This is a genomic window from Elusimicrobium minutum Pei191 (assembly GCF_000020145.1).
Taxonomy (GTDB): Bacteria; Elusimicrobiota; Elusimicrobia; order Elusimicrobiales; family Elusimicrobiaceae; genus Elusimicrobium; species Elusimicrobium minutum.
Genome location: NC_010644.1, coordinates 40,893 through 66,407 on the forward strand (window position 1 = coordinate 40,893; position 25,515 = coordinate 66,407).

Here is a 25,515-nt window from a genome sequence, read left to right on the forward strand (position 1 = left end):
GGCAGGACGATTTATTTTTTTAATGTTTGCAAGAATACAAGTTGTATCTGTTATATTCTTGTTTTTTGTCGCTTTAGTGCAAAATGTCGTGCTGTATGCCATCGTATGCTCTTTGTGTTTTATCCCTATCAGAATTCCTAAAAAGAAGGCCCCGGCGTTTTTTTAATATGCCACAAATATTCAATATTTCCGTGAGTGCCTTTAATAGGGCTTTCAATTAAATCCAAACTTTGGGCGTTATATTTTTTGGCAAGGTTTTCATTAAAAAAATCACGCACGCTTTTTATGGCAAGCTGTCTGTTCTCTTCTGTTTTTACTATGCCGCCGGGCACTTGTTTTGGGGTTAACTCAAATTGCGGTTTAATTAAAACAGCTAAATGCGCTTCGGCGGACATGCATTTTAAAAGCGGCTCTAAAATCATTTTTAAAGATATAAAAGAAACATCCACAGCCGCTACTTCAAACTTATCATCAAACATATCGGCCGACATAAACCTGGCGTTGGTTTCATTTTTGAAAATAAAGTTTTTATAAGCCGCCACTTCACTGGCCAGCTGGCCTTTGCCCACGTCAACGCCGTAAACTTTTTTTGCCCCAAGTTTTAAAAAACAATGGCTAAACCCGCCCGTGGCTACGCCGATATCGGCGCAGATTTTACCGTTAACTTCAATTTTAAATTCTTTTAAAGCGTGTTCTAATTTCAGTCCGCCGCGAGATACGTAAGGGCAGGACTTTTCTTTTAAGGTAATAATATCCTCAGGTTTTATTTTTCTGTCCGCGCCGTATTCCACGGTGCCGTTAACAAGCACTTCGCCCGCCATAATGCTTGCCTGCGCGCGCGTGCGGGATTTAAAAAATCCCTGGGCTATAAGCTCCATATCCAAACGCGGTTTTTTAGGGTTACTCGTCATCATTATTTATTTCTTCCGTAAAAAGGTCGCCCTGTTTTTCTTTTATTTCGCTTACTTTAAATTTAATAGTTTTCAATTTGGCCGACAGTTCCGCCGCCAAGGCGGAGCCTTCCTCAAAAAGCTCGGCTGATTTGTCTAAATCAGTTTTTTCGTCTTCTAATTGAGCTACTATTTTTTCTAACTTTTTAAGGTTAGCTTCAAATGATTGTTCTTTCATAAATCCTCTATGCTATATAAGATTCTCTTCCCGCGCGCTCAAAAACAGCTCTTGTGTCTACAAAAGTTTCTTTATCGTTTTGCGGATTAACGTATACGTCTATAGTTTTGTCTTCCAGAAACTCATGGGGGTCAAAGTTAAAATAATTGCTGTAAACGGTTTCTTTGTTTTTTAAAGAAACTTCCAGACGGTATATTGTGGCGTAAGCGGCGGCGTTTTCATCAATTCTTATTATTTTCCCTTTTTCTAAAGTCCATGTTTTTAATTTTTTATTCGTTTCTATTGTTTTTAAAACGCTTTTTATTAAAAATAACACGGGTATTTCTATAACCGTCATAACGGCTAAAAATATAACTGCCGTTACGGGATTTATATTTTTAGACCCTATTAATAAAACGGCAATGGCGGCGCATGCAAATATTATAATTTGTAAAATAATTACGGCGCCTAGAGTTGTTTTATAAGGATAACCTTTCATATTTTATTTTCCGTTTTGTTGTGGCAAAAATTTTGTCAAATCTAAAAAGTAGTCGTCTTCTCTTTGCGGGTTGAAATAAACAGTAACCTCACTGCCCTGCGCTATAAGTTTGCTTATGTCAAAAAACACGGCCTTGCTTCTGTAAAAATTGCCGCCGCTTTTTTCTTTAGCTATAGCGTAATACCTAACTCCTTTTTTTGCTATGTTAATAACCTTTGCTTTTTCTGCCCGCCAGGTTTTAAATATCGCTTTGTTTTTTTTATTTATTCTTAGCGTTACATAAGATAATATAACCCCGAATATTACAGATACGGACAACACGGCTAAGATAAAAAGATTAAGAGTTATGGCATTTTTAATAAAAGCATAAACAAGAACACATAAAAACAGCATTTCAATAAAAGTGCATATTGAAGCAGCTTTTAAATAAGTATATTTTTGCATTAAATCTTCTCCGTTTGTATATTTCCTTTATAAAGTTCTATATCTAAAATATCGCCTTTATTTACTTCTTCGGCATTTTTTACCGGGCGGCCTTGTTTTCTTACAATACTAAAACCTCTTTTTAAAACAGCCCCGGGGCTTAAAGCGTTAAGTTTATGCGTAAGCATTGAAAGGGCATTATCCGCTGCTTTAATTTTATCTTTAAATGCCCTGTCAAGAAGCGCGGTTAAATCGTCGGTTTCCTGCTCGCGCTGGTTTAGGTAAAAAAGAGGGTCTTTTAAAAATTTGTTAGACATGGCAATGTTTAACCTGTTTTGAGCTAAAGAAATAAGCAGGTTTTGCGTGTTAATCATACGTTTAACAAGCTGGGTTACGTAATTTGCCACGCCGGCGCTGTTTTGCGCCACAATTTCGGCCGCGGCGCTTGGCGTAGGCGCGCGCAGGTCGGACGCAAAGTCGGCAATAGTAAAGTCCGTTTCATGCCCCACGCAGGAAACCACGGGTATCTTGGATTTATAAATTGCCCTGGCTACGGCTTCATCATTAAAACACCAAAGGTCTTCCATGCTTCCGCCGCCTCGCCCCACTAAAATAACATCAGGCGCGGGGTTTATTTTATTAAGCCGTTCAATAGCTTTTACTATTTGGGCGGGAGCTTCCTGCCCCTGCACAAGCGAAGGTGAAATAATTACTTCTAAATTTGGGCTTCTTCTTTTAAGCACGCTCAAAATATCTTGTAAAGCCGCCCCTGTGGGTGAAGTTACAACTCCTATTCTTGAAGCGAACTCCGGCAAAGGACGTTTGCGTTCTTCGTCAAAAATACCTTCGGCGGCAAGCTTTTGTTTAAGTCTTTCAAATTCCAAATACAAATCCCCCACGCTTGTGGGCACAAGGCTTTTTACTATTATTTGGTATCTGCCCTGTTTGATATAGCAAGAAAGGTCGCCGCGTACAAGCACTTTAAGCCCGTCTTTAAGGTCGGCTGTTCTAAGGGCGTAGCCTTTAAATAAAACAGCGCTTATAAGGGCGTTTTCATCTTTAATATCAAAATAAATGTGCCCGCTTGCCGCTTTTTTAAGGCCGCTTATTTCCCCTTCCACGCGCACGTCGTTAAGCACGCCTTCAAGCATTTCCTTTATGGATGAGCTTATTTCTGTAACGGTAAAAATTTTATTGCCGAATTCTGACATATTTATATTCTATTAAAATTTAATAGGAATAAATTTAAGTTAATGTAAATAAAAAACCCCGGGTGTAAAACCCCGGGGTTTTTTATATTCTGTTTTTGTTTTAAAAAAACGTTACCATGTAATAAGAAACAGCCGATATAAACGCCGCCGCCGGTATTGTTATGAACCAGGCCCATACAATTCTGCTGGCTACGCCCCATCGTACTGCGGACTTCCTTTTAAGCATGCCTACGCCTACAATAGCGCCTGTAATGGTGTGCGTTGTACTTACGGGAATACCGAATCCTGAAGCTATTGCCAAAGATATCGCCGCGCCTGTTTCCGCGCAAAAGCCGTCAACAGGGGTAAGCCTTGTTATCTTTTGCCCCATAGTTTTTACAATTCTCCAACCGCCGGACAAGGTACCCAGTGCAATTGCCGCATGGCAAGAAAGCACTATCCACAAAGGTACATGGAATTCCCCGTGAAGTATACCCGCGCTAAACAAAAGCCCGGTAATAATACCCATTGTTTTTTGGGCGTCGTTACCGCCGTGTCCCAAGCTGTAGAAAGCAGCGCTGAAAAGCTGGCCCTTTCTAAAGAAATAGTCCATTTTAAAAGGGTTTTGCCTTTTAAGCAGGTGAAATAATACAAGCCCTATAACAGTACTTAAAAGCAAGCCTAATATCGGGGAAACAAATATAAATGCAACCGTTTTCGCTATACCGGCTTTTACCAAAGAGGAGGGGCCAGCTTTTACTAAAGCCGAACCTATAAGGCCGCCTATCAAAGCGTGTGAGGAGCTTGTAGGCAATCCCAGCCACCAGGTAATTAAGTTCCATAAGCAGGCGCCCATTAAAGCGCCGAATATTATAAATGAGTCAATTACATTAATATCAACTATCCCTTTACCTATAGTTCCGGCTACGTGCGTGCCAAATACGGCAAAAGCGACGAAGTTAAAAAAAGCCGCCCAAATTACTGCATACTTGGGCGACAAAACACGCGTTGCTACAATAGTAGCTATAGAGTTGGCCGCGTCATGAAATCCATTAAGATAATCAAAAAACAAAGCCAACACAACTAAAAATATAATCCAAACCATTAAAGCTGTCATATTAAGCCTTAGTTATTTTTAACTAAAATGGTTTCAACAGTATTGGCCACAAACTCACACATGTCGGTGGCGCTTTCAGCAGCTTCGTAGATTTCTTTCCATTTTATTATAAAAATAGGATCTTTTGACTCTTCAAACAAGTGGGTTATAGCTTTATCTCTTAAAGCGTCGCCTTCGTTTTCAAGTCTGTTGATTTCTACACAGTATTTAAGGGTTTCTTTCATCGCTTTGCTGCCGAGTCTCATGGTTTTAACCATTTTTTGCAGGGTAAGTACGCTTTTTTCAAGCAAAACGGCGTATTGTTTAAGTTCCGGGGTTGTTTCTTTAATTTTATATATGGAAAGACGTTTTGTAATAAGATACATAGCGTCGATAATATTGTCCATATTTCCCGCAAGGGCAAGAATGTCTTCCCTGTCAAAGGGGGTTACAAAAGTTTCATTTAACACATTGACGATTTTGTGGTTTATTTCATCGCCTTTGTGTTCAAGGGCGTGCATTCTTTCCGCTGATACATCTTCAAACTTTTTTTCGTTTACAATTTCCAAAAAAAGCCGTGAACCTTGTACTAAGTTCTCGGCCTGCATGTCGAACAAATCAAAAAACTCCGTAGTTTTTGGCATTAGGCTAAAAGCCATATAATTCTCCTTTCTTCTTATTATTTTATCCTTTGTATTCTCCTTTATTATACACTATTTGCTACAATGATGTTAAGTATTTTTATACAAAACAAACCGTCTTTTTATTTCTAACGGCTTGATTTTCTTTATAATATTGGGGGAAATATGAAAAAAACGCTTTTTTTACTTATATTATGTATCCCGGCGGCGGCCTTTTCACAAGATATCTTATTAAATTCCATGAGGGGGGAGCTTGACCGCAGCTTTAAAGTGCTTAAAAAGCAGTCGCCCCCTGTATATTATATGTCCTATTATGCGGAAGACAGTGAAAAGTATATAATTTCCGCTTCTTTGGGGGATATTGTTATAGACAATACTCTCCGCTCCAGAGGGCTTAACGCAGACGTCCGCGTGGGCAGCCGCAAATTGGATAATACGCATGAATTTAAAGGTTCTTATGATAACGCTTTGGCTCTGCAAACATACAGCATGCCGCTTGAAGATAACGAAAAGGCTATAAAAAATGTTATATGGAGAGCTACGGAAGAAGCTGTTAAAATGGAGCAGGACAGGTTTCTAAAGGTAAAAACAAACGCCGCCGTTAAAACAAAAAGCGAAGATGATTCCGCCGATTTTTCAAAACCGGTAAAAAAAGTTGATTTCTACGAACCTGTAAAACCGCAATTAATAGACACTAAAGCTATTAGTGAAAAAGTTAAAGAGCTTTCTTCTTTAATGAAAGGGCATGACTTCATTTTAAACTCGGAGGTTACTTTTTCCTCCAATGTTACAAACAGATATTTAGTAACCAGCGAGGGCAGCAATATAGTAGAAGGCAACGCTCTTGTACGCTTGTTTTACAATATATCCACCCGTAATGAAGACGGCATGGTTTTAAATGTTTCAAACTCTTATGACGGTTTTAACGTGGGTGATTTGGCCGGTAAAGACATTATTGCCGCGGATATTAAAAGAGATATTGAAATTTTAAAAAAATTAAGAAACGCCCCCGTGGTGGAACCGTTTACCGGCCCCGTTATACTTAAAAACAAAGCCAGCGGCGTTTTCTTTCACGAGATACTGGGCCACAGGGTAGAAGGCCATAGGCAAAAAAGTGAAAGTTTCGGACAAACCTTTACCAAAAAAATTAATGAACAAATAGTTTCTCCCGTAATAAGCGTTTATGACGACCCGACCCTTTCACATTTTAACGGCACCCCGTTAAGAGGTTATTATAAATATGATGATGACGGCGTTGCCGCCAAAAAAGCCGTTGTTATAGAAGACGGCGTTTTAAAAGGTTTTTTTATGGGCAGAAGTCCTATAAAGAATTTTGAGGAATCCAACGGGCACGGGCGCAAAGCGCTGGGGCGCCGCACAGTCGCGCGCATGGGCAATACAATAGTAAAAGCGAAAGACCCCGTGTCTTTTGAAGAACTTAAGCAAAAACTTAAAGAAGAAATAAAAAGGCAAAACAAACCCTACGGCCTTATTATAGAAGATACTTCGGGCGGGCTTACCGCAATAGACAGATACGCTCCACAATCTTTTAAAGTAGATATTTCTTTAGTTTATAAGGTTTACCCCGATGACAGGGAGGACGAGCTTGTCCGGGGCGTAAGCGTTGTGGGCACGCCTTTACTTAGCTTTAATAAAATTCTTGCCGCCGCTGATGACGACGGCGTATTTAACGGGACTTGCGGGGCGGAATCTGGCTGGGTGCCCGTATCGGCCGTATCGCCGAGTATATTGATAGGAGAGCTGGAAGTTGAAAAAATAGCAAAAGACTCCTACAGCCTTCCTATACTTAAAAATCCTACAGGGGGTAAAAATTAATGAAAAAGATAATTTTTTTAATTTCCTTAGCGTTCTTTTCTTTAGCCTCCTACGCGACGGTTGATTATAATGTTGTTACAAAAGCCATGCAAGATGAAATGAACCGGGCAAAAAAAGAACTCAAAATGAAGGGCTTTGATAAACCTTATTATATAGCTTATTATTTTAAAGACAGCGAATCGGTTAAAATAACGGCTTCTTTAGGGGCTTTAGTTTCCTCTGTAACGCCAAAATACAAAGATATAGAAGTAAGTATAAGAGTTGGTGACTATAAATTTGATAACAGCAATTTTAAAGTATCTTTTTTTGATTCGGATTATCCGGCCTACCAAACCCCCGGCGACGGGTACGGCACCATAAGAGCGGCATTGTGGCAGGAAACGGACAATGTGTATAAGGAAGCGCTGGAAACCCTTTCCAAGAAAAAAGGATTTATGAAGCAAAAAAATATTACTGATTATTATGATGATTTTTCCCCCGCGGCAAAGGTAAATTTAAAGGAAGAAAAAAATACCGAAAAATTCGACAAAGAGTATTTTGAGGCTTTAAGCAAGCAACTTTCGGCTATCGGCTTGAAATACCCCGAGATTGAAAAATTTGTGGTTAGAATAATATATAACAATGAAAATAAATATTATTTGGATAATTTGGGAAGCAGCTATTATAACAATCCGGTAGAAATAATATTATCCGTTGAGTCTTCCGTAAGGGCGGCGGACGGGTTTTTACTGGAAAATTCTTTTGAAAAAAACTTCGCTTTGGTAACAGATTTTCCGCCGTCAGATAAACTTATGGAAACGGTAAAAGAATTTGCCTCCGATACGGCGGCGCAGTCAAAGGCCGTAAAGGCCGAGCCGTATATAGGTCCCATATTATTGTATAAATACGCCGCGGCCGAGTTTTTTATGAATTTATTTGTTTATAATATTGAAAAAATAAAACCTGAATACTCCGATAAAGGAACTTTTACAAACGCCGGGGAGTTTAAAGACCGCCTGGGGCTAAAAGTTATAAGTAATATTTTTGACGTTACGGACAATCCTTTGGCTAAAGAATACAAAGGCGCGGCTTTATCCGGATATTACAGGGTTGACGACGAAGGCGTAAAAGCGCAAAAGGTTGATATTGTTAAACACGGCAAGCTGGTTAATTTTTTAACGACAAGAAGTTTAATTAAAGGCCAAAAAGGCTCTACGGGGCACGGCAAAAAGAGAGGGATGGAAAAGTTTCCCTCCGCTTTAACAAGCAATATCTTTTTTACCCCGTTAAAAACCATTCCTTATAATGAGTTAAAAAGCAAATTAAGGGAAGAATGCGCTAAGCAGGAATTGGAATATTGCCTAATGGCTAAAGGCGGCCTTGGCAATAATTTTACTGTATATAAGATATATACAAACGACGGAAGAGAAGAAGTAGCCTACGGGGCTAGAATGATGAACAATACCCCCCGCGCTTTAAGAGACATTATTTACGCGGGCGATGATATTGATGTATACAATTTTTACAGAGGCAGCCTTATAGCTCCGTCGGTAATTATTTCGGAAATGGAAATCAGCCCTATTGATGAAAAGCCCGTGCGTAAACCGCTTGTTTCTAGGCCGTAAATTGTTTTTACAAATAAAAAAGCCCCGCAAATTTTGCGGGGCTTTTTTATTTGTTTTGTTAGGAAGCTAAAGCTTTATCTTTAAGTTCAGACATATAAACCTTGTAGTCAATCTCAGGGAAAATACTGTCCTTTGTTTCAAGTCCGTAGATATAAGCTTCGTCGATTCTGTTGTTTTTAATTTGCTCGTATAATTCATTAAAGCGCTGTATATGTTCTTTTGTGCGCTTTGTCGAATACTGCTGCGCGGTGCCTACCGTCATTAAAAACGCCCAGTCGGAGGATTGCATAAGCACAAGCTCTCTGGCGCATTGGTTTAAGGCTCTTTTCAGAAGGCCTTCCGCGTTAGGGTAGTAATTAGCCATTTCCATCATGCGTTCAGCCGCTTTAATAAGGTGCCTGTAAACCCAGTCATTACCGCTGTTAAGCCAAACATCGTTGTACCCCTTGTCGCCCCATGAGGACGCGCTGGGCCCAACAACCTGGTTTTCCGGATATTTAGATAAATATTCCGAAGGTGTTATAAGCTTAATGTCACTTTGGTCATAATGCAGTTTTTTAAACAGATATTCAAGGAAATCAACGCCTTCATACCACCAGTGGCCGTAAAGCTCGGCGTCATACATTGAAACTACCAAAGGTTTTCTGTCCATTAAAGTGGATAGGTACTCAATTTGTTTCTGGCGGTTAAACATAAAGTTGCCCGCGTGTTCTGCGGCTTTACTTTTCGCGTCCGAAGGGTAATAAGTGTCTTTTTGGCTTAAAGAAACTTTGCCTGTAATACGGTGGTATTTCATGCCTATATTTCTGCGCACGCCGTCGCTGTGAAGGTATGGCTTAATGTAATCATAATCAAGGTCATAGCCTAAATCACGGTAAAATTCTCTGTAAGACTGGTCGCCTGGGTAGCCGGACTCCGCGCTCCAGACCTGCTGGGCGCTTTCCATATCCCTTGCGAAAACGCCTACTCCGCTGGGCGTGTAAACCGGCGCGTAAATACCGTATTTAGGGCGTGGAACACCGTGTAAAATGCCGTGCGTTTCTGTAAAAAAGTACCTTATGCCATTGGCTTTTAAAAACCTATCGTCGCCTGGGTTATAAGCGCATTCTGCCAACCAAATACCTCTTGCCTGCCTGCCGAAGCGTTTTTTATAATCGTCCGCCGCCAGTTTAATTTGTGCGTTAACGCTTTCCTTATGCACCTGCAGAGGCAAATAGCCGTGCGTAGCGCAGCAGGTTATAATTTCTAATTTGCCCATATCTTGGAATTTTTTAAAACCTTCCAAAATATTGCCGTGGTAATAGTTTTCGAACAAATCTTTAAATCTTGCAAATTTATCTGCGTACATTTGCGCCACATACTGGAACTCTGTGTTTTTTGTGCGCACAAGCTCTTTTTGGCTTAATTCTATTCTGGCGTTAAGGTAATATCTGAAGCGGCTTATTAAAAGCGGGTCGCTCATCATAGCGCAAAGCGGCGGCGTTAAGGACATTGTTATTCTGAAATCAACACCTTCAGCAGTTAACTTTTCATACATATTTAAAAGCGGAAGGTATGTTTCAACCATCGCTTCGAAAAACCAGTCTTCTTCCAAAAAGTCAGGATATTCCGGGTGTTTGATAAACGGCAAATGCGCGTGAAGGACTAAAGCTAAATAACCTTTTTCTTCCATAATTAATCCTCCCTTTCCGCTTTAATTTTTAAGCTTCTTTTGTTTTTGCCTTTTTCGGCGGTTATGGGCAGGTTAACCATGTCGCCTTTTTGCAAACTTTGCCTTATTGAGAAAGAACCGTTTTTAAGTTCAATTTCTTTCCCGTTAATTTTAACCGTGCACCCCGGGCTGGCGGAACCGTAAATTATAATTTCACAATCCGCTTTAAGCCAAATGTCTTCATCCTCACTAACGGTGTTTTGAAAAAATTCTTTAGAACTTTTGTTTGAAGACATATAAGAGGAAGGAAGCGAAGTTAAATATTTAAGCCTTTCGCTTATCATGTGTGAAAGCTCGCTCGCTCCCATGCCTATATACTGCGCGCCGGACATGGCAAGCATTTTTTGGAAATCTCCTTCAACAACCATCCATTTTTCGTCAATCACGTCGCTTATTCGGCCGGAAGGCACCGTAACGGGGTTGCTGCGGGCTATTAAAATAAATTTACCTTCGAGTGAAAGCAGCCCTAAATCAGCCGTATAACAGCGGCCCGGATTTGGCACCGCCAAATACCAGGAATTTGAGGAAAACGCTATTTGCACATCTGAATACCCGTTTGAGTTAAACCCGTCAAAATTAACGTCTGTAGTGTCATGAAGTCTTACTATTTGTTTTGCTTTGTCAAAAATATCAAACCCGTTTTGGCTTTTAATATAATCATAAGTTGAGCCTGTTATTTCCCAAAATAAGAACATCCAGGCAGGGTCTTTAGGCAGCAAAAAAGCCTCTGTTTTTCCGTAACCGGAAGGAAGCTGCAACTCAGCTTCTTTTTTTTCTTTGTTTTCCACTTTTATAAATGAAGTGGAGTTGTAATTTCTTGTATCCATAACGCCCCCTGTTCTATTCTTTAATATTATACCATTTTGTATTGTGAAAAAAGGTACGTAAAAAGGCACAAATTTTTTGTTTGTCTTTTTTTACTTTATTTTTGCCTTTTCCCTCCCGCTTTTTTTTATGTTTTAATATGTGGCACTGGCAAAAAATCCGCTTAAAAACTTTTAAAAAGATATAATTTAAATATGTTTACAAGGGATAAATTTTTTAAAGCGCGCAAAGAAATTATTGAAATATTAGGGGAAACCCGAGTTCTTAGTGATGAAATTTCCCTTTCTCTTCATTCTTTTGACTGTAGTTTGGGTAGAACCAGGCCCGATGCCGTGCTTTTAATTAACAATACTAACGAACTCCCTTTCGTAATAAAAACTTTAAATAAATACTCAGTTCCTTTTGTTCCGCGCGCGGCGGCTACAAACCATGTGGGCGGCTGCGTGGCTTTAAAAGGCGGCGTTGTGCTTCACTTAATGGGGCTTAATAAAATTATAAGAGTTGATACCCAAGAAGAATTTGCCGAAGTTGAATGTTGTGTTGTTAATGAGGATTTAAACAATTTACTTAATTCTTTGGGTTACGAATACCTGCCCGACCCCGCCAGCCAAAAAATTTGTACTTTAGGGGGTAACGCCGCTTTAAACGCCGGCGGAGCCAAAGGTTTAAAATACGGCGCCACAAGGGAACATATTATAAAGGCGGAAATTATTACCCCGTTTGGAGAAGTTGTAACCCTTTCCAATAAGGACAAAGGGCCTGATTTTTTGGGTTTTATAATAGGTTCGGAAGGAACTTTGGGGGTTATAACAAAACTTTGGCTCAAAATTTCTAAAAAAGACTATTTTATAAAAACCATGCTTGCCGCTTTTGACAGTGTGGACGAATCTATGGACGCGGTCGCGGCCATTACCGCGCGCGGAATAGTGCCAAGGTGTATAGAGGCCATGGATAAAACCACTACAGCTGCGGTTGAGGCTTTCAGTAAAAGCGGTTATCCTACGGATACGGAAGCCCTTCTTCTTATAGAAACGGACGGAACAGCCAGAAAAGCTGCAAAAGAAATTAAGGAAATAGAAGCCGTTTGCAGGGAACATAACTGCAAAAAAATTATTATCGCTGAAAATGAGGAAAAACGGCAGGCTCTTTGGAAGGGGCGAAGCGGCGGTTACGCCGCGATGGCAAGGCTTGCCCCCAACGTTTTTGTTGAAGACGGCACCGTGCCCCGCGCCGTTTTGCCTGAGGCTATAAAAAAAACAAGGGAAATTTGCGAAACAAATTCCATTACGGCGGGTTTATTTTTTCACGCCGGGGACGGCAACCTGCATCCGAACGTGGTTTTTGACCAGCGCAGCAAGCAGGAAACAAACATTGTTGTAAAAGCGGGTAAAGAAATGCTTAAAGTCTGCACAGATTTAGGCGGCACTATTTCAGGCGAGCACGGCGTGGGCATTGAAAAACGTTCGGCCATGTCTTTTATGTACGGAGCTGCGGAAATTGCTTTTTTTAAAAAACTTAAAAACGCTTTGGACCCGGAAGGGGTATGCAATCCCGATAAAATTTTTCCCGTAACGGATAAAGAAAGCGCTGTTAAAGAAGCGGCAAAAGAAATTAAGGATTTGTCCGCCGTCATTGCCGCCGCGCGCAGTGTTAAAATACAAGGTTTAAACTCAAATAAAATTAAAACGGACAGAGCGAAAGTTTCTTTAAAAAACATAAACAAAATTTTAGATGTTGATATCAAAAACTATACAATTACCGTGCAGGCAGGCGCTAAAGTCACTGATGTTATTAAAGAACTTTCGGCTAAAAAACTTTATGCCGCGCTGCCTAAATACAAAGGCAGCGTGGGCGGCCTGTTCGCGCAGGGGTTATGTAATGAATTTAACTCCTATGTTACAGGTATGCAGGCCGTGCTTGCTGAGGGTGAAATTATAAATTACGGCGGCAAGTTTGTTAAAAACAGCGCGGGATATAATTTGGCCAGGCTTTTTGCGGGATCACAAGGCGCTTTCGGCGCGGTTACCGAACTTACTTTTAGAATATTTTCTGAAAAAAAGGCCGCTGTAACACAGCAAAAAACGCTTGCTGAAAACCCTTTTTACCAAAGAATAAAACAGACTGTTGATAAAAACAATAAATTTGAAGGAACTTTTGATGAATAGGGACATTTATTACAAAACGCCGCCGCAGCGGTTTCTTTTTAACTACGGGCAGGAAGAAATGCATCAGCATATTCTTTGCACCGGTTTGGGCGAAAAAAATATTTATGACAGCGTAAGCCAATGTAATAAATGCGCTTATTGCAGCAGGGTGTGCCCGTTTCAGCTGACCCAAAACAGGGAAGACCGCGGCCCACGAGCAAGGAATCTTTTAGCCCGCTATATAATGGAAGGCAAAATAAGTTTAAAACAGAACACAAAAGAATTGAAAGAAGTTTGCCTTACCTGTATGCTTTGCGGTTCCTGCACGCGCGAATGTTTCGCTAAAGTTCCCACGCATGACCATGTGCTGGAACTTGAAAGAGCTTTGGGCCGGCGCGAATTGTCTTTTAGCGTAAGATTTAAAAAAGCGTTTGGCAAATTAACGCCGTTTTCTCTTAAAAGAAAAATCAAAAAAAGCGCTTTAACGCCGCTTACAGGGCCGGACCAAGTACTGTTTGTGCCTTCCTATGAAGCTAAATACAAAGAAACTAAAAGCGGTTTTAACGCATTTAAAAATTTAAATGATATTTTTGGCAAAATAGCGGTTTTTTATAAGGAATGCGGTATGTATAATTATGTTTACGGGCCATTGCCGCAAGCAAGGAAAGAAGCCGAAGCCTTGATTGGTTTTTATTTTGATAAAAAAATGGAAGGCAAAAAAATTGTTACCGACTCTTTGGAGCTTTATAATTTTTTTAAAAAATACCCGCAGTTATTTAAATTAACGCCTTTGGAAGAAAAAGCCAAGAAGTTTGCCCTAAATGTTTTTTACCTGGCGGATGTTTTGCCCGCGCAAAAACCAACAGCTTTAAAATCCCAAGATAAAGTTTTGCTTACAAAAACAAGCGTATTTTCAGCTGAGAAAGAGCTTTTTAAAACGAGTGAAGATATGCTTAAAAATATATACGGGGCCAACTATTTGCCCGGGTGGCAAGGCGAGGCTTATCCCTTGGCTCTGCTTGGTTACGGGCATATAAAACCCAAAGAAAATAAGATTTTTTTGGAAAACAAAATAAAGTTTATAGCTTCCGCCCAGGCTGATATTTTGGTGTGTCCCAGCTTGGAACAGAAAATTATTCTTAACAAGCATGTAAAAAAATATTATGCTAAGGTTAAGGTCGTTTATATTGGAGATTTATATGGCGGCAAAACTTACGGCGGAAGAGCAGCTTAATCTTCTGGTAGAATTCGGTAAACAGGTATCAACCGAGTTTCGCTTAGACGAACTTTTAGATATTATAGGCAATCATATTACAAAAAACCTAAATGTCGGGCAGTGCACAATTTTTCTAAAAGACGTTGAGTACGGTGAGCTTTGGTCCAAAATAGCGCAGGGCAAAGGGCTTGATCATACCGAAATAAGAATTCCCTTAAACAGCAAAAATATAATAGCGTATGTTGCCGCTTCGGGCACAAGCGTAAATATAACAAATGCTTATGAGGACCCCAGGTTTTCCATAGAACTTGACATGGTTACGGATTTTAAAACCGTTAACATGCTCGCGGTTCCCCTTAAAAACAATACGGGCAAAGTATTAGGCGTTTTCCAGGTTGCTAATAAAAAAGACGGCACCGTGTTTGATAATAAAGACGAAGGCCTTTTAATGCTGCTTTCAACGCTTGCTTCAAGCGCTATAGAAATAGCCCGGCTTTACCAGGATTTAAATATATCCCAGCTGGAAACTATTTACCGCCTGGCCATTACCGCCGAATACAGGGACCAGCGTGATACTAAAGAACATTTAAGAAATATAAGCATAATTTCATATTTACTGGCTTTAAGTTTGGGCTTGGCAAAAGAAAGATGCAACCTTATTAAAAACGCGAGTCCTTTGCACGATATCGGTAAAGTAGCTTTGGCGGATAATATTTTGCTAAAACCCGCAAAACTTACGGATCAGGAATACGAAATTATGAAAGCCCACACAATTTACGGCGGCCGCATTTTGGAGGGCGCGCATTCCAAAGTGTTAAAAATGGCGCATAAAATAGCGCTTTCCCATCATGAAAAATGGAACGGAAAAGGCTATCCCAAAGGCCTGGCGGGCGAAGAAATTCCCTTAGAAGCGCGAATAGTAAGCGTGGCCGACGTTTTTGACGCTCTTTGCATGCAGCGTATTTACAAAGCGGCATGGACGCCCGAAAAAGCGTATGAGTATATGCTTGAGGAAAGCGGCGAATCTTTTGACCCGCGTATTATAGAGGCTTTTAAAAAAATCTTTCCTTCAGTCAAAAAAATCTACAGCGGCGATGATAAAAGTGTAATTCCGGACGACTCATTTTTTAAAACGGTTAAAACCCATGATAAAAACAGGCTTCGCATTGTTTCAAACACCACTAAAGTTAATACAACAAAATTTTAATTTATAATAAATGACATTCACCTCAAAAAGAGTTATAATTCTATAGCAGGGAGTTGTGTTTCCGCCCCCGTGTTTTTAGATTTTTGAGGAACTTATAATGATAACAACAGTAATTGAAAAAATTTTTGGAACAAAAAGCGAAAGAGATTTAAAAAAACTTAAACCTATAATAGAAAAAATTAACTCCCTAGAATCCGAAATTTTAAAACTTTCAGATGAAGAATTAAAACAAAAAACCTTTTATTTTAAAGAACAGCTGGCGCAGGGGAAAACGCTTGACGATATTTTGCCCGAATCTTTCGCCGTTGTGCGTGAGGCGGCCCGCCGCGTAATAGGCCTTCGCCACTATGACGTGCAGCTTTTAGGCGGTATGGTTCTGCATCAGGGTAAAATAGCTGAAATGAGAACCGGGGAAGGTAAAACCCTTGTGGCCACGCTGCCTTCTTACTTAAACGCTTTAACAGGCAAAGGCGTCCACGTGGTTACGGTTAACGACTATCTTGCCAAACGTGACAGAAACTGGATGGGCCCTATTCATGAGTTTTTAGGCTTAAGCGTAGGTTACATTAACCGTGAAATGGATAACGAAGGCCGCCAGGAAATGTATAAAAAGGATATCACCTACGTTACAAATAACGAGCTTGGCTTTGATTATTTGCGTGATAATATGGTGGTGCGTAAAGAAGACAGAGTTTTAAAAAAATTAAATTATTGTATAGTTGACGAAGTAGACTCCATTTTAATTGACGAAGCCAGAACCCCTCTTATTATTTCGGGCCCGGCGGAACAAAGCACGGATAAGTATGAAGTGGTTAACCGCATTATCCCAAGTTTAAAAATAAGGAAAATTACTGAAGACGATGAAATAAAAGCCAAATATTCAGGCGAAAATCTTTCCGCCGGTTACGATGCCGTTATCGATGAAAAAAACCATAATGCCACCTTAACCGAAGACGGTATAGCCAAAGCTGAAAAGTTTTTAGGCGTGGCCAATCTTTATAATGATGTTGAATCCGAATGGGTGCACCATATTAACCAGGCTTTGCGCGCGCACCATTTATATGAAAAAGATGTTGATTACGTTGTAAAAGACGGCGAAGTTATTATTGTTGACGAATTTACGGGCCGTTTAATGCCGGGCCGCCGCTGGTCGGATGGGCTTCACCAGGCGGTAGAAGCTAAAGAAAGAATTAAAATTAAAGAAGAAAACCAAACTTTAGCTACGATTACATTCCAAAACTTTTTTAAACTTTATTCAAAACTTTCCGGTATGACGGGTACGGCCATGACTGAAGCGGGAGAGTTTTGGCAAATTTACAAACTTGACGTTGTTGAAGTTCCGCCGAACAGGCCTTCTAAACGCGTTGACGGGGCTGACCTTGTTTACCGCACCGAGCGTGAAAAGTATAACGCTATAGTTGCCGACATTGAGACATTGTGGAAAAAGGGCGCTCCCGTTTTAGTGGGTACCCGCTCTATTGAAAAGTCTGAAAAAGTTTCCGCCATGCTTAGGTCAAAAGGCATTCCGCATAAAGTTTTAAACGCCAAATACCACGAAATGGAAGCGCAAATTATCAGCCAGGCGGGCGCTAAAGGTTCTGTTACCATAGCTACAAACATGGCGGGCCGCGGCACCGATATCGTGCTTGGCGGCAACCCCGCCACACCGCAGCAGCAGGCTGAAGTTGTTGAACTCGGCGGTCTTCACATTTTAGGTACGGAAAGGCACGAAAGCAGACGTATTGATAACCAGCTCCGCGGCCGCGCCGCCAGACAAGGTGACCCGGGCTCAAGCCGTTTTTATATTTCTTTAGATGACGAACTTATGAGGCTTTTTGCCAATACTTCACGTATTTCGGGCATTTTGGAAAGAATGGGTATGACGGAAGGACAGGTGATAGAGTCCCGCCTTATGAGCAGACAAATTGAAGGCGCCCAAAGAATGGTTGAAGGGCATAACTTTGATATCCGTAAGCATTTGCTTGATTATGACAAGGTTATGAACCAGCAAAGAACCGCCATTTACCATTTACGCAATAAAATTTTAGACGGTGAGAGCGTAAGCGAACAAGTAATGCAGATGATTGAGGAGGTTATACACGAAACTTTTGACAAATATTATAATGTAAAACATCCTCAAAGCACTGACTTTAATACGCTTAATATATTTTTACAAAGAGCGTTTACCATAGACGCTAATTTCAGCGGGGAGAGTATTAAGGGCAAATCAAAAGAACAGATTGACGGGGAAACTTTTGAAGCCGTTAAAAAAGCTTTTGAAGAGCGTTCAAAATATTTTAATGAACAGGGCGTTAATTTCAACGAAGTTGAAAGAATGCTGCTTCTTCAAATTATAGACCAGGCATGGAAACAGCACTTATATGAGCTTGACCAAATGCAAAAAAGCGTCAGCTTACGCGGTTACGCGCAAAAAGATCCTTTGATTGAGTACCAAAAAGAATCTTATAACCTGTACCAAAACATGTTAAACAAAGTGCGTGACGTTATGGTTGAGTATATTTTTCGCTTACAACTCCCTCCTAAAAGAAGAGTTTCCCCTATCGGGACGCCATCTTCCGAAGGCGGTGGAGAGACTTCCGGCGCGGATACATATTCAAACAAAAAAATAGGACGTAATGACCCTTGCCCCTGCGGCAGCGGTAAAAAATATAAAAAGTGCTGCGGTGCCGATTTATAATAATATAAATTGAACCGATGAGAGAAAAAAAATCTTCCGGTAAAACCGGACAGTATGTGGTACGGCAACGCGAAACGCAGGTTTTTAGCTGCGTTGCGCAAAAAAGTAAGGACAGCAATGAATATTCAGGCAAAAAAGATGATCTTCTTTTTGCCGTAGGACGGTTTTTTCTTTTTATTATTGCTGCGGCAGCCACGGCGTATCTTATTTATCTCTCATATCCAAAAAATAATTTCAGCGCGTTTGCCTGGGTTTCTTTTTTTCCTTTTTTGTTTATGTTAAGGAAAACAAAAGGCCTTTTTAAATCTTTTTCTTTCGGCTGGGTTACCGGCTTTTTTACCTACATAGGAATTTTTATTTGGATTTATGCCACCTGCCGCGCGGGCGGGCTTAGTAAGGATTTATCTACTATGGCAGTCTGTGCTTTGGCCGCGGTTACGGCGTTGCAGTTTGCAGTTTTCGGCGGACTAATGTTTTATGCCCGCAATCTTAAATTTTTATATCCGCTTGTGGCGGCTGCGGGCTGGGTAACGTTTGAGCTTTTGCATCAGGTTGTCGCTTACGGGTTTTTAGGGTTTCCGTGGTTCATGCCGGGATATTCGCAGTGGAGCACCCCTGCCATGATACAACTTGCAAGCTTTGGCGGGGTATACATAATAAGTTTTGTTATTGTTTTTATTTCCGGCTGCGTTGCTGTTTTGTTTGATTCGGAAAATTGGGGCGAACGGTTTTTAAGCGTTTTTATAGGCGCTGCGGTTTTATTCGCCGTATTTGCTTTCGGCGCATACAGAATTTCCTCTTTTAACCCCGAGATTAAAAAAACTTTAAGAGTTTCCGTCCTGCAGCCTAATATAGACCAATATAAAAAATGGAACGCCGAGTTTGTGTCTGAAATTGAATCCGTTTTAAGGCATCAACTCGAGGAAGTAAAAGCTTTTAATCCCGATATTATAGTTTGGCCGGAAACGGCGCTTCCGGGTTCCGCACAGGAAGAAAAATATGTGACGTGGCTTTCATCCATTTCTAAAAGTTACGAATCATACCAGTTGATAGGTTCTACTTATTATAATGACAGGGCAAATTACGTATCGGCATTCTTGTTTAACGACAAAGGGGAAATAGAAGGGGTTTATAATAAAGAAAAACTGGTGCCTTTCGGTGAATACATACCTTTTGAAAACAGATTAAAAAATATTATGGACGTTGAAGTTTTGGGGGAACTGGGCTCTTTTACGCCGGGTGCGCCGAACCAGCCTTTATATGAAGTTGCAGGGGTGAAAATAGCTTCTAATATTTGTTATGAATCCATATTCCCGGATTTATGGACAAAAGCCGCGGACGGCGGCGCGGAAATATTTTTTAACGTTACAAATGACGGCTGGTATTTGGATACTTCGGCGCCTTACCAACACTTCGCGGTTAACGTTTTCCGCGCTGTGGAAACGGGCCGCCCTGTGGTAAGAAGCGCTAACACGGGCATTTCAGGCTGGATTAACCCGCTCGGGCAGGTTATGGAATCTAGTGAGCTTAATACCCGCACTGTTATGAATTTTGAGATGCCGGTGTATAAATCAAAAGACGTCACTTTTTATATTAAATGGGGTAATTTGTTTGCTTATTTATGCGTAATTGTTTTTCTTACCGCGGTGAGCACGGTTTTTATTATATCAGATGATTAATATTGAATTTAAGGATTTAAAAAATAAAATTGAAGAACTTTCCGCCCGTATTAAAAATGCAGGGGCTCTTATACGCGTTGGCGAAAAGAAAGAAAAATTAGCCAAACTTGAGGCTGAAATATCCAAAGAAAGTTTTTGGAATGATTCTGATAATGCCAGGCAGGTAAGCAAGGAAGCCGACGCCGTTAAAACTGAGCTTGAAACTTTTTCCGCCTTGCAAAAGGAAATGGACGACGCCGTTACCTATTATGAAATGGCCCTTGAGGAAAACAGCGAAACCGAAATGGGTGAAATTTCCTCCTTTTTAATAAAAATAGAAAATGAATTAAAAGAAATTGAGTTTAAAATAAAACTTTCCGACCCGGCTGACAGGCTTAACGCCATTATGCATATACATGCCGGCGCCGGCGGCACGGAAAGCTGCGATTGGGCTCAAATGCTTCTTCGTATGTACACGCGCTGGGCTGAAAACCACGGGTTAAAAGTTAAAATAACGGACATTTTGCCCGGTGAAGAAGCGGGCGTGAAAAGTGTTTCTCTTATGATAGAAGGTCTTTACGCTTACGGTTATTTGAAAAGTGAAAACGGCGTTCACAGGCTTGTAAGAATTTCCCCTTTTGACGCTAATTCGCGCAGGCACACCTCATTTGCTTCATGCGACGTTTTGCCTGACATTGAAGACGAAATTAAAATAGAAATTGAAGAAAAAGACTTGGAAGTTGACACTTTCCGAAGCGGTGGCGCGGGCGGGCAAAACGTTAATAAAGTTGAAACCGCCGTGCGCATAAAACATATTCCCACGGGCATAGTTGTTGCCTGCCAGATAGAGCGAAGCCAGCTTCAAAACAGGCAAACCGCCATGAAAATGCTGCGCGCCAAACTTTACCAAATCGAGGCTGATAAAAAACGCTCGGAAATGGAAAAACATTACGGACAAAAAGGCGATATCGCCTGGGGGCATCAAATACGTTCTTATGTTTTTATGCCGTATCAGCTTGTTAAGGATTTAAGAACAGGTTACGAAACTTCGCAGGTGCAAGCTGTTATGGACGGTGATTTGGACGCTTTTATGCAGTCTTATTTAGATTATATGGTTAACAAAAAATAACCTTTATTTTTAATATTTAAGATTATGAAATCAATTTATATACACATTCCTTTTTGCGCTCAAAAGTGTTTTTACTGCGCATTCTCTTCTTACCCGGATAAACTTTCTTTATCCGGTGAATATATAAACGCTTTAATTAAAGAAATGTCCGGGCACAAAAATTTTAACGCCCAAACTCTTTATATAGGCGGGGGCACGCCAAGCGTTTTGTCTGAAGAAAATCTTGAGAAATTATTTAAAGCTGTTGAAGAAAATTTTGGCCCCGTAAAAAACTTTTTGGAATCCACTTTTGAAGCTAACCCCGAAAGCCTTACCGAAGAAAAAATAATTCTGCTTAAAAAATACGGTTTTAACCGTTTAAGCATGGGTTTGCAAAGTTCTAACGATGATATTTTAAAAAACTTAGGCAGAATCCACGACAGACGTATGTTTATAAAATCTTATTCGGACGCGCGCTCAATGGGTTTTGATAATATTAATATTGATTTAATAGCGGGTTGCCCTTCTCAAAATTTAGAAAATTTTAAAGAGGATATTTCTTTTGTTCTTACCCTAAACCCCGAACATTTTTCCGTTTACGGCATGGAAATAAGCGAAGGCACAAAATTCTTTAAAGAAGGTTACGCGCCGGATGACGCGCTTGTAAAAGAAATGCTTTTGTACGCGCATAATTTTTTACCCAAACGAGCTTACTCCCATTATGAAATATCTAATTTTTCAAAACATGGTTTTGAAAGCGTTCACAATAATAATTATTGGCTTGGCGGTGATTATCTTGGCCTAGGTTGTGCGGCTGCCGGGTATTTAAACGGAACCCGCAGTTCTAATACTGATGACCTGAATAAATATATTAACAATATGGAAAAAGGGTTAGGCGTTAAAGATTTTGAAGAAAAACTTGAAGGTAAGAAGAAAACGGGTGAAAGCGCTATGATAGCTTTGCGCCGTTTGGAAGGGGTTAAACTTACTTCTGAAATCAGCGGATATTTCGGACAGGAAATTGACGCGCTTGTCAGCCGCCGTCTTCTTACAAAAGAAAACGGATGCATAAAACTTTCCGAGCAGGGTTTGTTTTTCGCTAACAAAGTTTTTTCCTGTTTTGTGGAACCTTTTGGGGTGTAACATGAATTTTAAACCCAAAAAAACAAGCGTTTTTAAAGAAGGGGATAATCTTTCTTTCTTTATAAAAAAGCATATAAAAAAAATAAAAGAAAACGGCGTTTTGGTAATATCCTCAAAAATAGTCGCGCTTTCGGAAGGCCGTGTTTTGCCTCCTTTAACCGTTAAACAAAAAGAATCGCTTATAAAAAAAGAAAGCACTGGTTATATAAAAACAAAACTTTGTTTTTTTACTATTAAGGACGCAATGGTAATGACAAACGCGGGAATTGACGAATCAAATTCCGAAGGCGGCAAAATTATTTTACTTCCTAAAGACTGTTATAAAACAGCGTCTGAACTAGTAAAGGAACTTAAAAAATTTTATAAAGTAAAAAACTTTGGCGTAATAATTACCGATAGCATGATACTTCCTTTAAGAGCGGGCGTTATAGGCGCGGCGGTGGGTTACTCCGGTTTTAAAGGCGTAAAAAATTATATTGGTAAAAAAGATATTTACGGACGCAAATTAAAAATGACAATGGTTGATATCGCCGACAGCCTCGCTTCCGCGGCAAGTTTGCTTATGGGCGAAGCAGACGAAAAAACGCCCCTTTGCGTTATAGAAAACGCGCCCGTTGTTTTTTGCGCTAAAGATAAAAAAGGTGAAATAAAATATCCTTTGGAACAAGATTTATATTATCCTTTTTTTAAAAAACTTTTAAAGTAATTTCTGCAAAACAAATAAAAAACCCTCCTTTTTAGGAGGGTTTTTTATTTGTAAATATTTAACCGTTTACGGTCTTTCAAGGCCCAGCTTGCCCGCGCCGGATGTTCCGATATGGCTGACAGGGTTTTTAAAGCCAAGGTCAATGCACGCGTCATAAGCTTCGGTATCGCCGTTTGTATAAACACAAACCGCTGATAAAATATCCCCTTGATGCACATGCATTTCCAAAATATAGTTAGGAGCGCCTACTTTAACCGCGCTTACAAATGTTGGCGCGTTTGCTACGCCAAGGTCATTGCCTGTGTAGTATGTAAAGTATTTAGTTTGGTATCCTGTGCCTGTTTTTGTGCCCGGCATAGCTATATCGATACTGTCCCATTGGTTGGGGCCGAGGGGGTATCTGCGTAGCTTTTCGGCTCTTTGTACGCTTTCGGCTAAAGCTTTTAAAGTTAAAAGAGCTTCGGAAGCGCGGCCCCTTTCAACAATCTTTGTATATTGGGGTACAGCTATGGCCGATAAAATACCTATAATTAAAACTACAACTAAAATTTCAAGTAAAGTAAAACCTTTTTTCATAATATACTCCTTTTTAAAATCCTATCTTTTATTCTATACCATTAAACAAAGCCCTGTCAATTTGATAAAATTATATTAATACAAAAGCAAGAGGTCTTTATGACAGAAAACAATGAACAGAAATTACAAAATTCTTTACAAGAAATAATTTCCCAAAGATATAAAGAAGCGCAGGAATTAAAAGAAGTCGGTATTAATCCTTATCCCGCGAGAAGCGGCGCCGAGAACAGAGCCAAAGAAGCGCTTGACGCTGATATTGACACTCAGGTTACCGTATCGGGACGTGTTGTCCAGCTCCGCCTTATGGGAAAAGCGGCTTTCGCACATATAAGGGATTTTACAGGCAAAGTACAGTTTTACGCTCAGAAAGATACTCTTGGGGAGGAAAATTATAATTTTTTTAAAAAACATATTTCAGTAGGTGATTTTGTTACGGTAAAAGGCCACATGTTTTTAACAAAAACGGGTGAAAAAACAATTAAGGCCGACAGCATTACCTTAATTTCCAAAGCTATAAGGCCCATGCCTGAAAAATGGCACGGCGTGCAGGATACTGAAATAAGGTTCAGAAACCGCCACGTGGATTTAATTGCCAATGAAGATATTAAAGAAATTTTTGTAAAACGCTCCAAAATCATCAGTTCAATAAGAAAAACTTTAGACGGGCTTGGTTATTTGGAGGTTGAAACCCCGACCTTAACTCCCGACGCGGGCGGCGCTATAGCCAGACCTTTTGAAACTTTCCATAACGCTCTTAAAATGCCGCTTTACATGCGCATAGCTTTGGAACTTTACCACAAACGTCTTATTGTCGGCGGACTCGACAGAATTTATGAAATAGGTAAAATGTTCCGTAACGAAGGTATTGATACTACGCATAATCCTGAGTTTACCATGATGGAGCTTTACCAGGCCTACGGCGATGTTAACACAATGGCTGATGTTTTTGAAGCCGTTTTGGCAAACGCGGCCGAAGCTATAGGCGCGGAAAAAGTTACTTTTAAAGGTAAAGAAGTTAATTTAAAACCGCCTTATGAAAGGGTTTCTATGCCTGAAGCATGGCAGAAATACGTTGGTGAAGATATTCACAATATTTTAGACGGGCGTGATTTTAAAAGGGCCGAGCTTATCGCCCTTGCCAAACGCCTGGGATTAAAAGTTGACGAAGAGGAATCGAGCGGTAAAATTTTTGACATGATTTTTGACGAAAGAATTATTGTTAACTACACAAACCCGATGTTAATGATGGATTACCCCACGGCGGTAAGTCCGTTTTCCAAAACCAAAGAGGGTGATTCGGCCATTGTTGAACGTTTTGAAGCTTTTGTTTGCGGAAGCGAGCTTGGCAACGCGTATACCGAGATTAACGACCCCGCCGACCAAGCCCAGCGTCTTAAAGACCAGGCCGCCCAAAAAGCCAAAGACAATGAAGATAATTCCGAAATTGTCGACACTGCTTATATTGAGGCATTGGAGTCGGGCATGCCGCCTACAGGCGGTATGGGCATAGGCATTGACCGAATGATAATGTTACTTACCGGCCAGGACTCAATTAGAGAAATTGTGTTTTTCCCTCTTCTTAAAAAATTAGATTAATTTTTAATAAGAAAATAAAAAAGCGGCCGTTTAAAAACGGCCGCTTTTTTTTGTTTTTCAAATTAGTTCATGAGGTATTGGCTATATCCCGTTTCGCCTAGGTTTATGGCATCGGGCGTGCTTTTACCGCTAAGCATTACGCATATTTTTTTAGCTTCTTCATTTGAAGTGGCCGCAGCGCAATAAACATAATTCTTTCCGTAATAATAGGCAAGATAAAAATTTGTGCTGTTGTAAGTTCCGAGTACCTGGGCGTAGGTAGCTCTTAAAGAATAATCGCTAAAGTATTTTGACTGTGCCGGAACGCCGATATCAAGAGAATCTTTATCCGTAGTATATGCACGCGTGGCTAGAAAAACGCGTTCCTGCGCGTCCCCTATAGCTTTTAAATTTATAAGAGCCTCTCTCGTTTTTGCTTTAAGCACGGCTTTTTGGTATTGCGGCAACGCTATGGCGGCAAGTATGCCTATAATTAACACAACCACTAAAAGCTCAATAAGCGTAAAACCTTTTTTCATAAAAACTCCTGTT

The 25,515-nt window shown here is 40.3% G+C and carries 22 protein-coding genes; 11 read left to right on the plus strand and 11 right to left on the minus strand.

Translation table 11 applies throughout. The annotated features are described in order from the left end of the window. Positions 1-137 precede the first annotated feature (137 nt). From EMIN_RS00195 to EMIN_RS00225, 7 genes are all read right to left on the minus strand, one after another. Positions 138-914: a TlyA family RNA methyltransferase gene (locus EMIN_RS00195; protein ID WP_012414221.1), complete on the minus strand. Its 777-nt coding sequence runs from the start codon at positions 912-914 to the stop codon at positions 138-140. Then, positions 901-1,128 carry an exodeoxyribonuclease VII small subunit gene (xseB, locus tag EMIN_RS00200; RefSeq protein ID WP_012414222.1) on the minus strand — a complete coding sequence of 76 codons (228 nt, stop codon included), beginning with the start codon at positions 1,126-1,128 and terminating at the stop codon, positions 901-903. The genes EMIN_RS00195 and xseB overlap by 14 nt, the downstream gene beginning before the upstream one ends. 7 nt (positions 1,129-1,135) lie before the next feature. Next, positions 1,136-1,606 carry a hypothetical protein gene (locus EMIN_RS00205; protein WP_012414223.1) on the minus strand — a complete coding sequence of 157 codons (471 nt, stop codon included), beginning with the start codon at positions 1,604-1,606 and terminating at the stop codon, positions 1,136-1,138. A gap of 3 nt (positions 1,607-1,609) precedes the next feature. Further along, the gene (locus tag EMIN_RS00210; RefSeq protein WP_012414224.1) at positions 1,610-2,050 is read right to left on the minus strand and encodes a hypothetical protein; all 441 of its coding nucleotides are present in this window, start codon (positions 2,048-2,050) and stop codon (positions 1,610-1,612) included. Next, a complete protein-coding gene (gene xseA, locus EMIN_RS00215; RefSeq protein ID WP_012414225.1) occupies positions 2,050-3,240 on the minus strand; it encodes an exodeoxyribonuclease VII large subunit in 1,191 nt (396 codons plus the stop codon). The genes EMIN_RS00210 and xseA overlap by 1 nt, the downstream gene beginning before the upstream one ends. Before the next feature lie 100 nt (positions 3,241-3,340). After that, positions 3,341-4,336 carry an inorganic phosphate transporter gene (locus tag EMIN_RS00220; protein ID WP_012414226.1) on the minus strand — a complete coding sequence of 332 codons (996 nt, stop codon included), beginning with the start codon at positions 4,334-4,336 and terminating at the stop codon, positions 3,341-3,343. 8 nt (positions 4,337-4,344) lie between these two features. Then, entirely contained in the window at positions 4,345-4,974 is a 630-nt protein-coding gene (locus tag EMIN_RS00225) for a DUF47 domain-containing protein (protein WP_012414227.1), read from the minus strand. Between the two features lie 147 nt (positions 4,975-5,121). On the opposite strand from EMIN_RS00225, the gene EMIN_RS00230 reads away from it, so the two are divergent. Both EMIN_RS00230 and EMIN_RS00235 read left to right on the plus strand, forming a co-directional pair. Further along, a complete protein-coding gene (locus EMIN_RS00230; RefSeq protein ID WP_012414228.1) occupies positions 5,122-6,792 on the plus strand; it encodes a TldD/PmbA family protein in 1,671 nt (556 codons plus the stop codon). Then, positions 6,792-8,396 (plus strand): metallopeptidase TldD-related protein, encoded by a 1,605-nt coding sequence (locus tag EMIN_RS00235; protein ID WP_012414229.1) that lies wholly within the window; start codon positions 6,792-6,794, stop codon positions 8,394-8,396. The genes EMIN_RS00230 and EMIN_RS00235 overlap by 1 nt, the downstream gene beginning before the upstream one ends. 58 nt (positions 8,397-8,454) lie before the next feature. Here EMIN_RS00235 and EMIN_RS00240 read toward each other — a convergent pair whose 3' ends face one another. Both EMIN_RS00240 and EMIN_RS00245 read right to left on the minus strand, forming a co-directional pair. Continuing rightward, positions 8,455-10,068 (minus strand): glycoside hydrolase family 57 protein, encoded by a 1,614-nt coding sequence (locus EMIN_RS00240; RefSeq protein WP_012414230.1) that lies wholly within the window; start codon positions 10,066-10,068, stop codon positions 8,455-8,457. Between the two features lie 2 nt (positions 10,069-10,070). Further along, positions 10,071-10,934, minus strand: a complete 864-nt coding sequence (locus EMIN_RS00245) for a DUF4912 domain-containing protein (protein WP_041691216.1) — start codon at positions 10,932-10,934, stop codon at positions 10,071-10,073. A 192-nt stretch (positions 10,935-11,126) separates the two neighbouring features. Here EMIN_RS00245 and EMIN_RS00250 point away from each other — a divergent pair, with 192 nt between their 5' ends. From EMIN_RS00250 to EMIN_RS00285, 8 genes are all read left to right on the plus strand, one after another. Then, positions 11,127-13,097: an FAD-binding oxidoreductase gene (locus EMIN_RS00250; RefSeq protein ID WP_012414231.1), complete on the plus strand. Its 1,971-nt coding sequence runs from the start codon at positions 11,127-11,129 to the stop codon at positions 13,095-13,097. Further along, positions 13,090-14,310 (plus strand): 4Fe-4S dicluster domain-containing protein, encoded by a 1,221-nt coding sequence (locus tag EMIN_RS00255; RefSeq protein WP_012414232.1) that lies wholly within the window; start codon positions 13,090-13,092, stop codon positions 14,308-14,310. Before EMIN_RS00250 ends, EMIN_RS00255 begins: the two co-directional genes overlap by 8 nt. After that, a complete protein-coding gene (locus EMIN_RS00260) occupies positions 14,276-15,499 on the plus strand; it encodes an HD domain-containing phosphohydrolase (protein ID WP_012414233.1) in 1,224 nt (407 codons plus the stop codon). The genes EMIN_RS00255 and EMIN_RS00260 overlap by 35 nt, the downstream gene beginning before the upstream one ends. Positions 15,500-15,596: 97 nt before the next feature. Further along, positions 15,597-18,197, plus strand: a complete 2,601-nt coding sequence (secA, locus tag EMIN_RS00265) for a preprotein translocase subunit SecA (protein WP_012414234.1) — start codon at positions 15,597-15,599, stop codon at positions 18,195-18,197. A 17-nt stretch (positions 18,198-18,214) separates the two neighbouring features. Further along, positions 18,215-19,876 (plus strand): apolipoprotein N-acyltransferase, encoded by a 1,662-nt coding sequence (gene lnt, locus EMIN_RS00270; RefSeq protein WP_012414235.1) that lies wholly within the window; start codon positions 18,215-18,217, stop codon positions 19,874-19,876. Beyond that, entirely contained in the window at positions 19,869-20,984 is a 1,116-nt protein-coding gene (gene prfB, locus EMIN_RS00275) for a peptide chain release factor 2 (RefSeq protein ID WP_012414236.1), read from the plus strand. The genes lnt and prfB overlap by 8 nt, the downstream gene beginning before the upstream one ends. A 24-nt stretch (positions 20,985-21,008) precedes the next feature. Then, on the plus strand, positions 21,009-22,106 hold the full coding sequence (hemW, locus tag EMIN_RS00280) for a radical SAM family heme chaperone HemW (RefSeq protein ID WP_012414237.1): 1,098 nt from the start codon (positions 21,009-21,011) through the stop codon (positions 22,104-22,106). 1 nt (position 22,107) lies between these two features. Further along, the gene (locus EMIN_RS00285) at positions 22,108-22,812 is read left to right on the plus strand and encodes a coenzyme F420-0:L-glutamate ligase (protein WP_012414238.1); all 705 of its coding nucleotides are present in this window, start codon (positions 22,108-22,110) and stop codon (positions 22,810-22,812) included. Positions 22,813-22,878: 66 nt separating this feature from the next. Here the strand turns inward: EMIN_RS00285 and EMIN_RS00290 are convergent, their stop codons facing one another. Next, the gene (locus EMIN_RS00290; RefSeq protein ID WP_012414239.1) at positions 22,879-23,388 is read right to left on the minus strand and encodes a type IV pilin protein; all 510 of its coding nucleotides are present in this window, start codon (positions 23,386-23,388) and stop codon (positions 22,879-22,881) included. Between the two features lie 99 nt (positions 23,389-23,487). On the opposite strand from EMIN_RS00290, the gene lysS reads away from it, so the two are divergent. Further along, on the plus strand, positions 23,488-24,984 hold the full coding sequence (lysS, locus tag EMIN_RS00295) for a lysine--tRNA ligase (RefSeq protein ID WP_012414240.1): 1,497 nt from the start codon (positions 23,488-23,490) through the stop codon (positions 24,982-24,984). A 62-nt stretch (positions 24,985-25,046) separates the two neighbouring features. Here the strand turns inward: lysS and EMIN_RS09290 are convergent, their stop codons facing one another. Further along, positions 25,047-25,502, minus strand: coding sequence for a type IV pilin protein (locus EMIN_RS09290; protein ID WP_012414241.1), 456 nt, complete (start codon positions 25,500-25,502; stop codon positions 25,047-25,049). Positions 25,503-25,515: the final 13 nt, after the last annotated feature.

What these genes read in the sequence shown, in the direction of transcription:
- EMIN_RS00195 (WP_012414221.1), bottom strand. Translation starts at nt 914, where the DNA reads ATGATGACGAGTAACCCTAAAAAACCGCGTTTGGATATGGAGCTTATA.
- xseB (WP_012414222.1), bottom strand. Translation starts at nt 1,128, where the DNA reads ATGAAAGAACAATCATTTGAAGCTAACCTTAAAAAGTTAGAAAAAATA.
- EMIN_RS00205 (WP_012414223.1), bottom strand. Translation starts at nt 1,606, where the DNA reads ATGAAAGGTTATCCTTATAAAACAACTCTAGGCGCCGTAATTATTTTA.
- EMIN_RS00210 (WP_012414224.1), bottom strand. Translation starts at nt 2,050, where the DNA reads ATGCAAAAATATACTTATTTAAAAGCTGCTTCAATATGCACTTTTATT.
- xseA (WP_012414225.1), bottom strand. Translation starts at nt 3,240, where the DNA reads ATGTCAGAATTCGGCAATAAAATTTTTACCGTTACAGAAATAAGCTCA.
- EMIN_RS00220 (WP_012414226.1), bottom strand. Translation starts at nt 4,336, where the DNA reads ATGACAGCTTTAATGGTTTGGATTATATTTTTAGTTGTGTTGGCTTTG.
- EMIN_RS00225 (WP_012414227.1), bottom strand. Translation starts at nt 4,974, where the DNA reads ATGGCTTTTAGCCTAATGCCAAAAACTACGGAGTTTTTTGATTTGTTC.
- EMIN_RS00230 (WP_012414228.1), top strand. Translation starts at nt 5,122, where the DNA reads ATGAAAAAAACGCTTTTTTTACTTATATTATGTATCCCGGCGGCGGCC.
- EMIN_RS00235 (WP_012414229.1), top strand. Translation starts at nt 6,792, where the DNA reads ATGAAAAAGATAATTTTTTTAATTTCCTTAGCGTTCTTTTCTTTAGCC.
- EMIN_RS00240 (WP_012414230.1), bottom strand. Translation starts at nt 10,068, where the DNA reads ATGGAAGAAAAAGGTTATTTAGCTTTAGTCCTTCACGCGCATTTGCCG.
- EMIN_RS00245 (WP_041691216.1), bottom strand. Translation starts at nt 10,934, where the DNA reads ATGGATACAAGAAATTACAACTCCACTTCATTTATAAAAGTGGAAAAC.
- EMIN_RS00250 (WP_012414231.1), top strand. Translation starts at nt 11,127, where the DNA reads ATGTTTACAAGGGATAAATTTTTTAAAGCGCGCAAAGAAATTATTGAA.
- EMIN_RS00255 (WP_012414232.1), top strand. Translation starts at nt 13,090, where the DNA reads ATGAATAGGGACATTTATTACAAAACGCCGCCGCAGCGGTTTCTTTTT.
- EMIN_RS00260 (WP_012414233.1), top strand. Translation starts at nt 14,276, where the DNA reads ATGGCGGCAAAACTTACGGCGGAAGAGCAGCTTAATCTTCTGGTAGAA.
- secA (WP_012414234.1), top strand. Translation starts at nt 15,597, where the DNA reads ATGATAACAACAGTAATTGAAAAAATTTTTGGAACAAAAAGCGAAAGA.
- lnt (WP_012414235.1), top strand. Translation starts at nt 18,215, where the DNA reads ATGAGAGAAAAAAAATCTTCCGGTAAAACCGGACAGTATGTGGTACGG.
- prfB (WP_012414236.1), top strand. Translation starts at nt 19,869, where the DNA reads ATGATTAATATTGAATTTAAGGATTTAAAAAATAAAATTGAAGAACTT.
- hemW (WP_012414237.1), top strand. Translation starts at nt 21,009, where the DNA reads ATGAAATCAATTTATATACACATTCCTTTTTGCGCTCAAAAGTGTTTT.
- EMIN_RS00285 (WP_012414238.1), top strand. Translation starts at nt 22,108, where the DNA reads ATGAATTTTAAACCCAAAAAAACAAGCGTTTTTAAAGAAGGGGATAAT.
- EMIN_RS00290 (WP_012414239.1), bottom strand. Translation starts at nt 23,388, where the DNA reads ATGAAAAAAGGTTTTACTTTACTTGAAATTTTAGTTGTAGTTTTAATT.
- lysS (WP_012414240.1), top strand. Translation starts at nt 23,488, where the DNA reads ATGACAGAAAACAATGAACAGAAATTACAAAATTCTTTACAAGAAATA.
- EMIN_RS09290 (WP_012414241.1), bottom strand. Translation starts at nt 25,502, where the DNA reads ATGAAAAAAGGTTTTACGCTTATTGAGCTTTTAGTGGTTGTGTTAATT.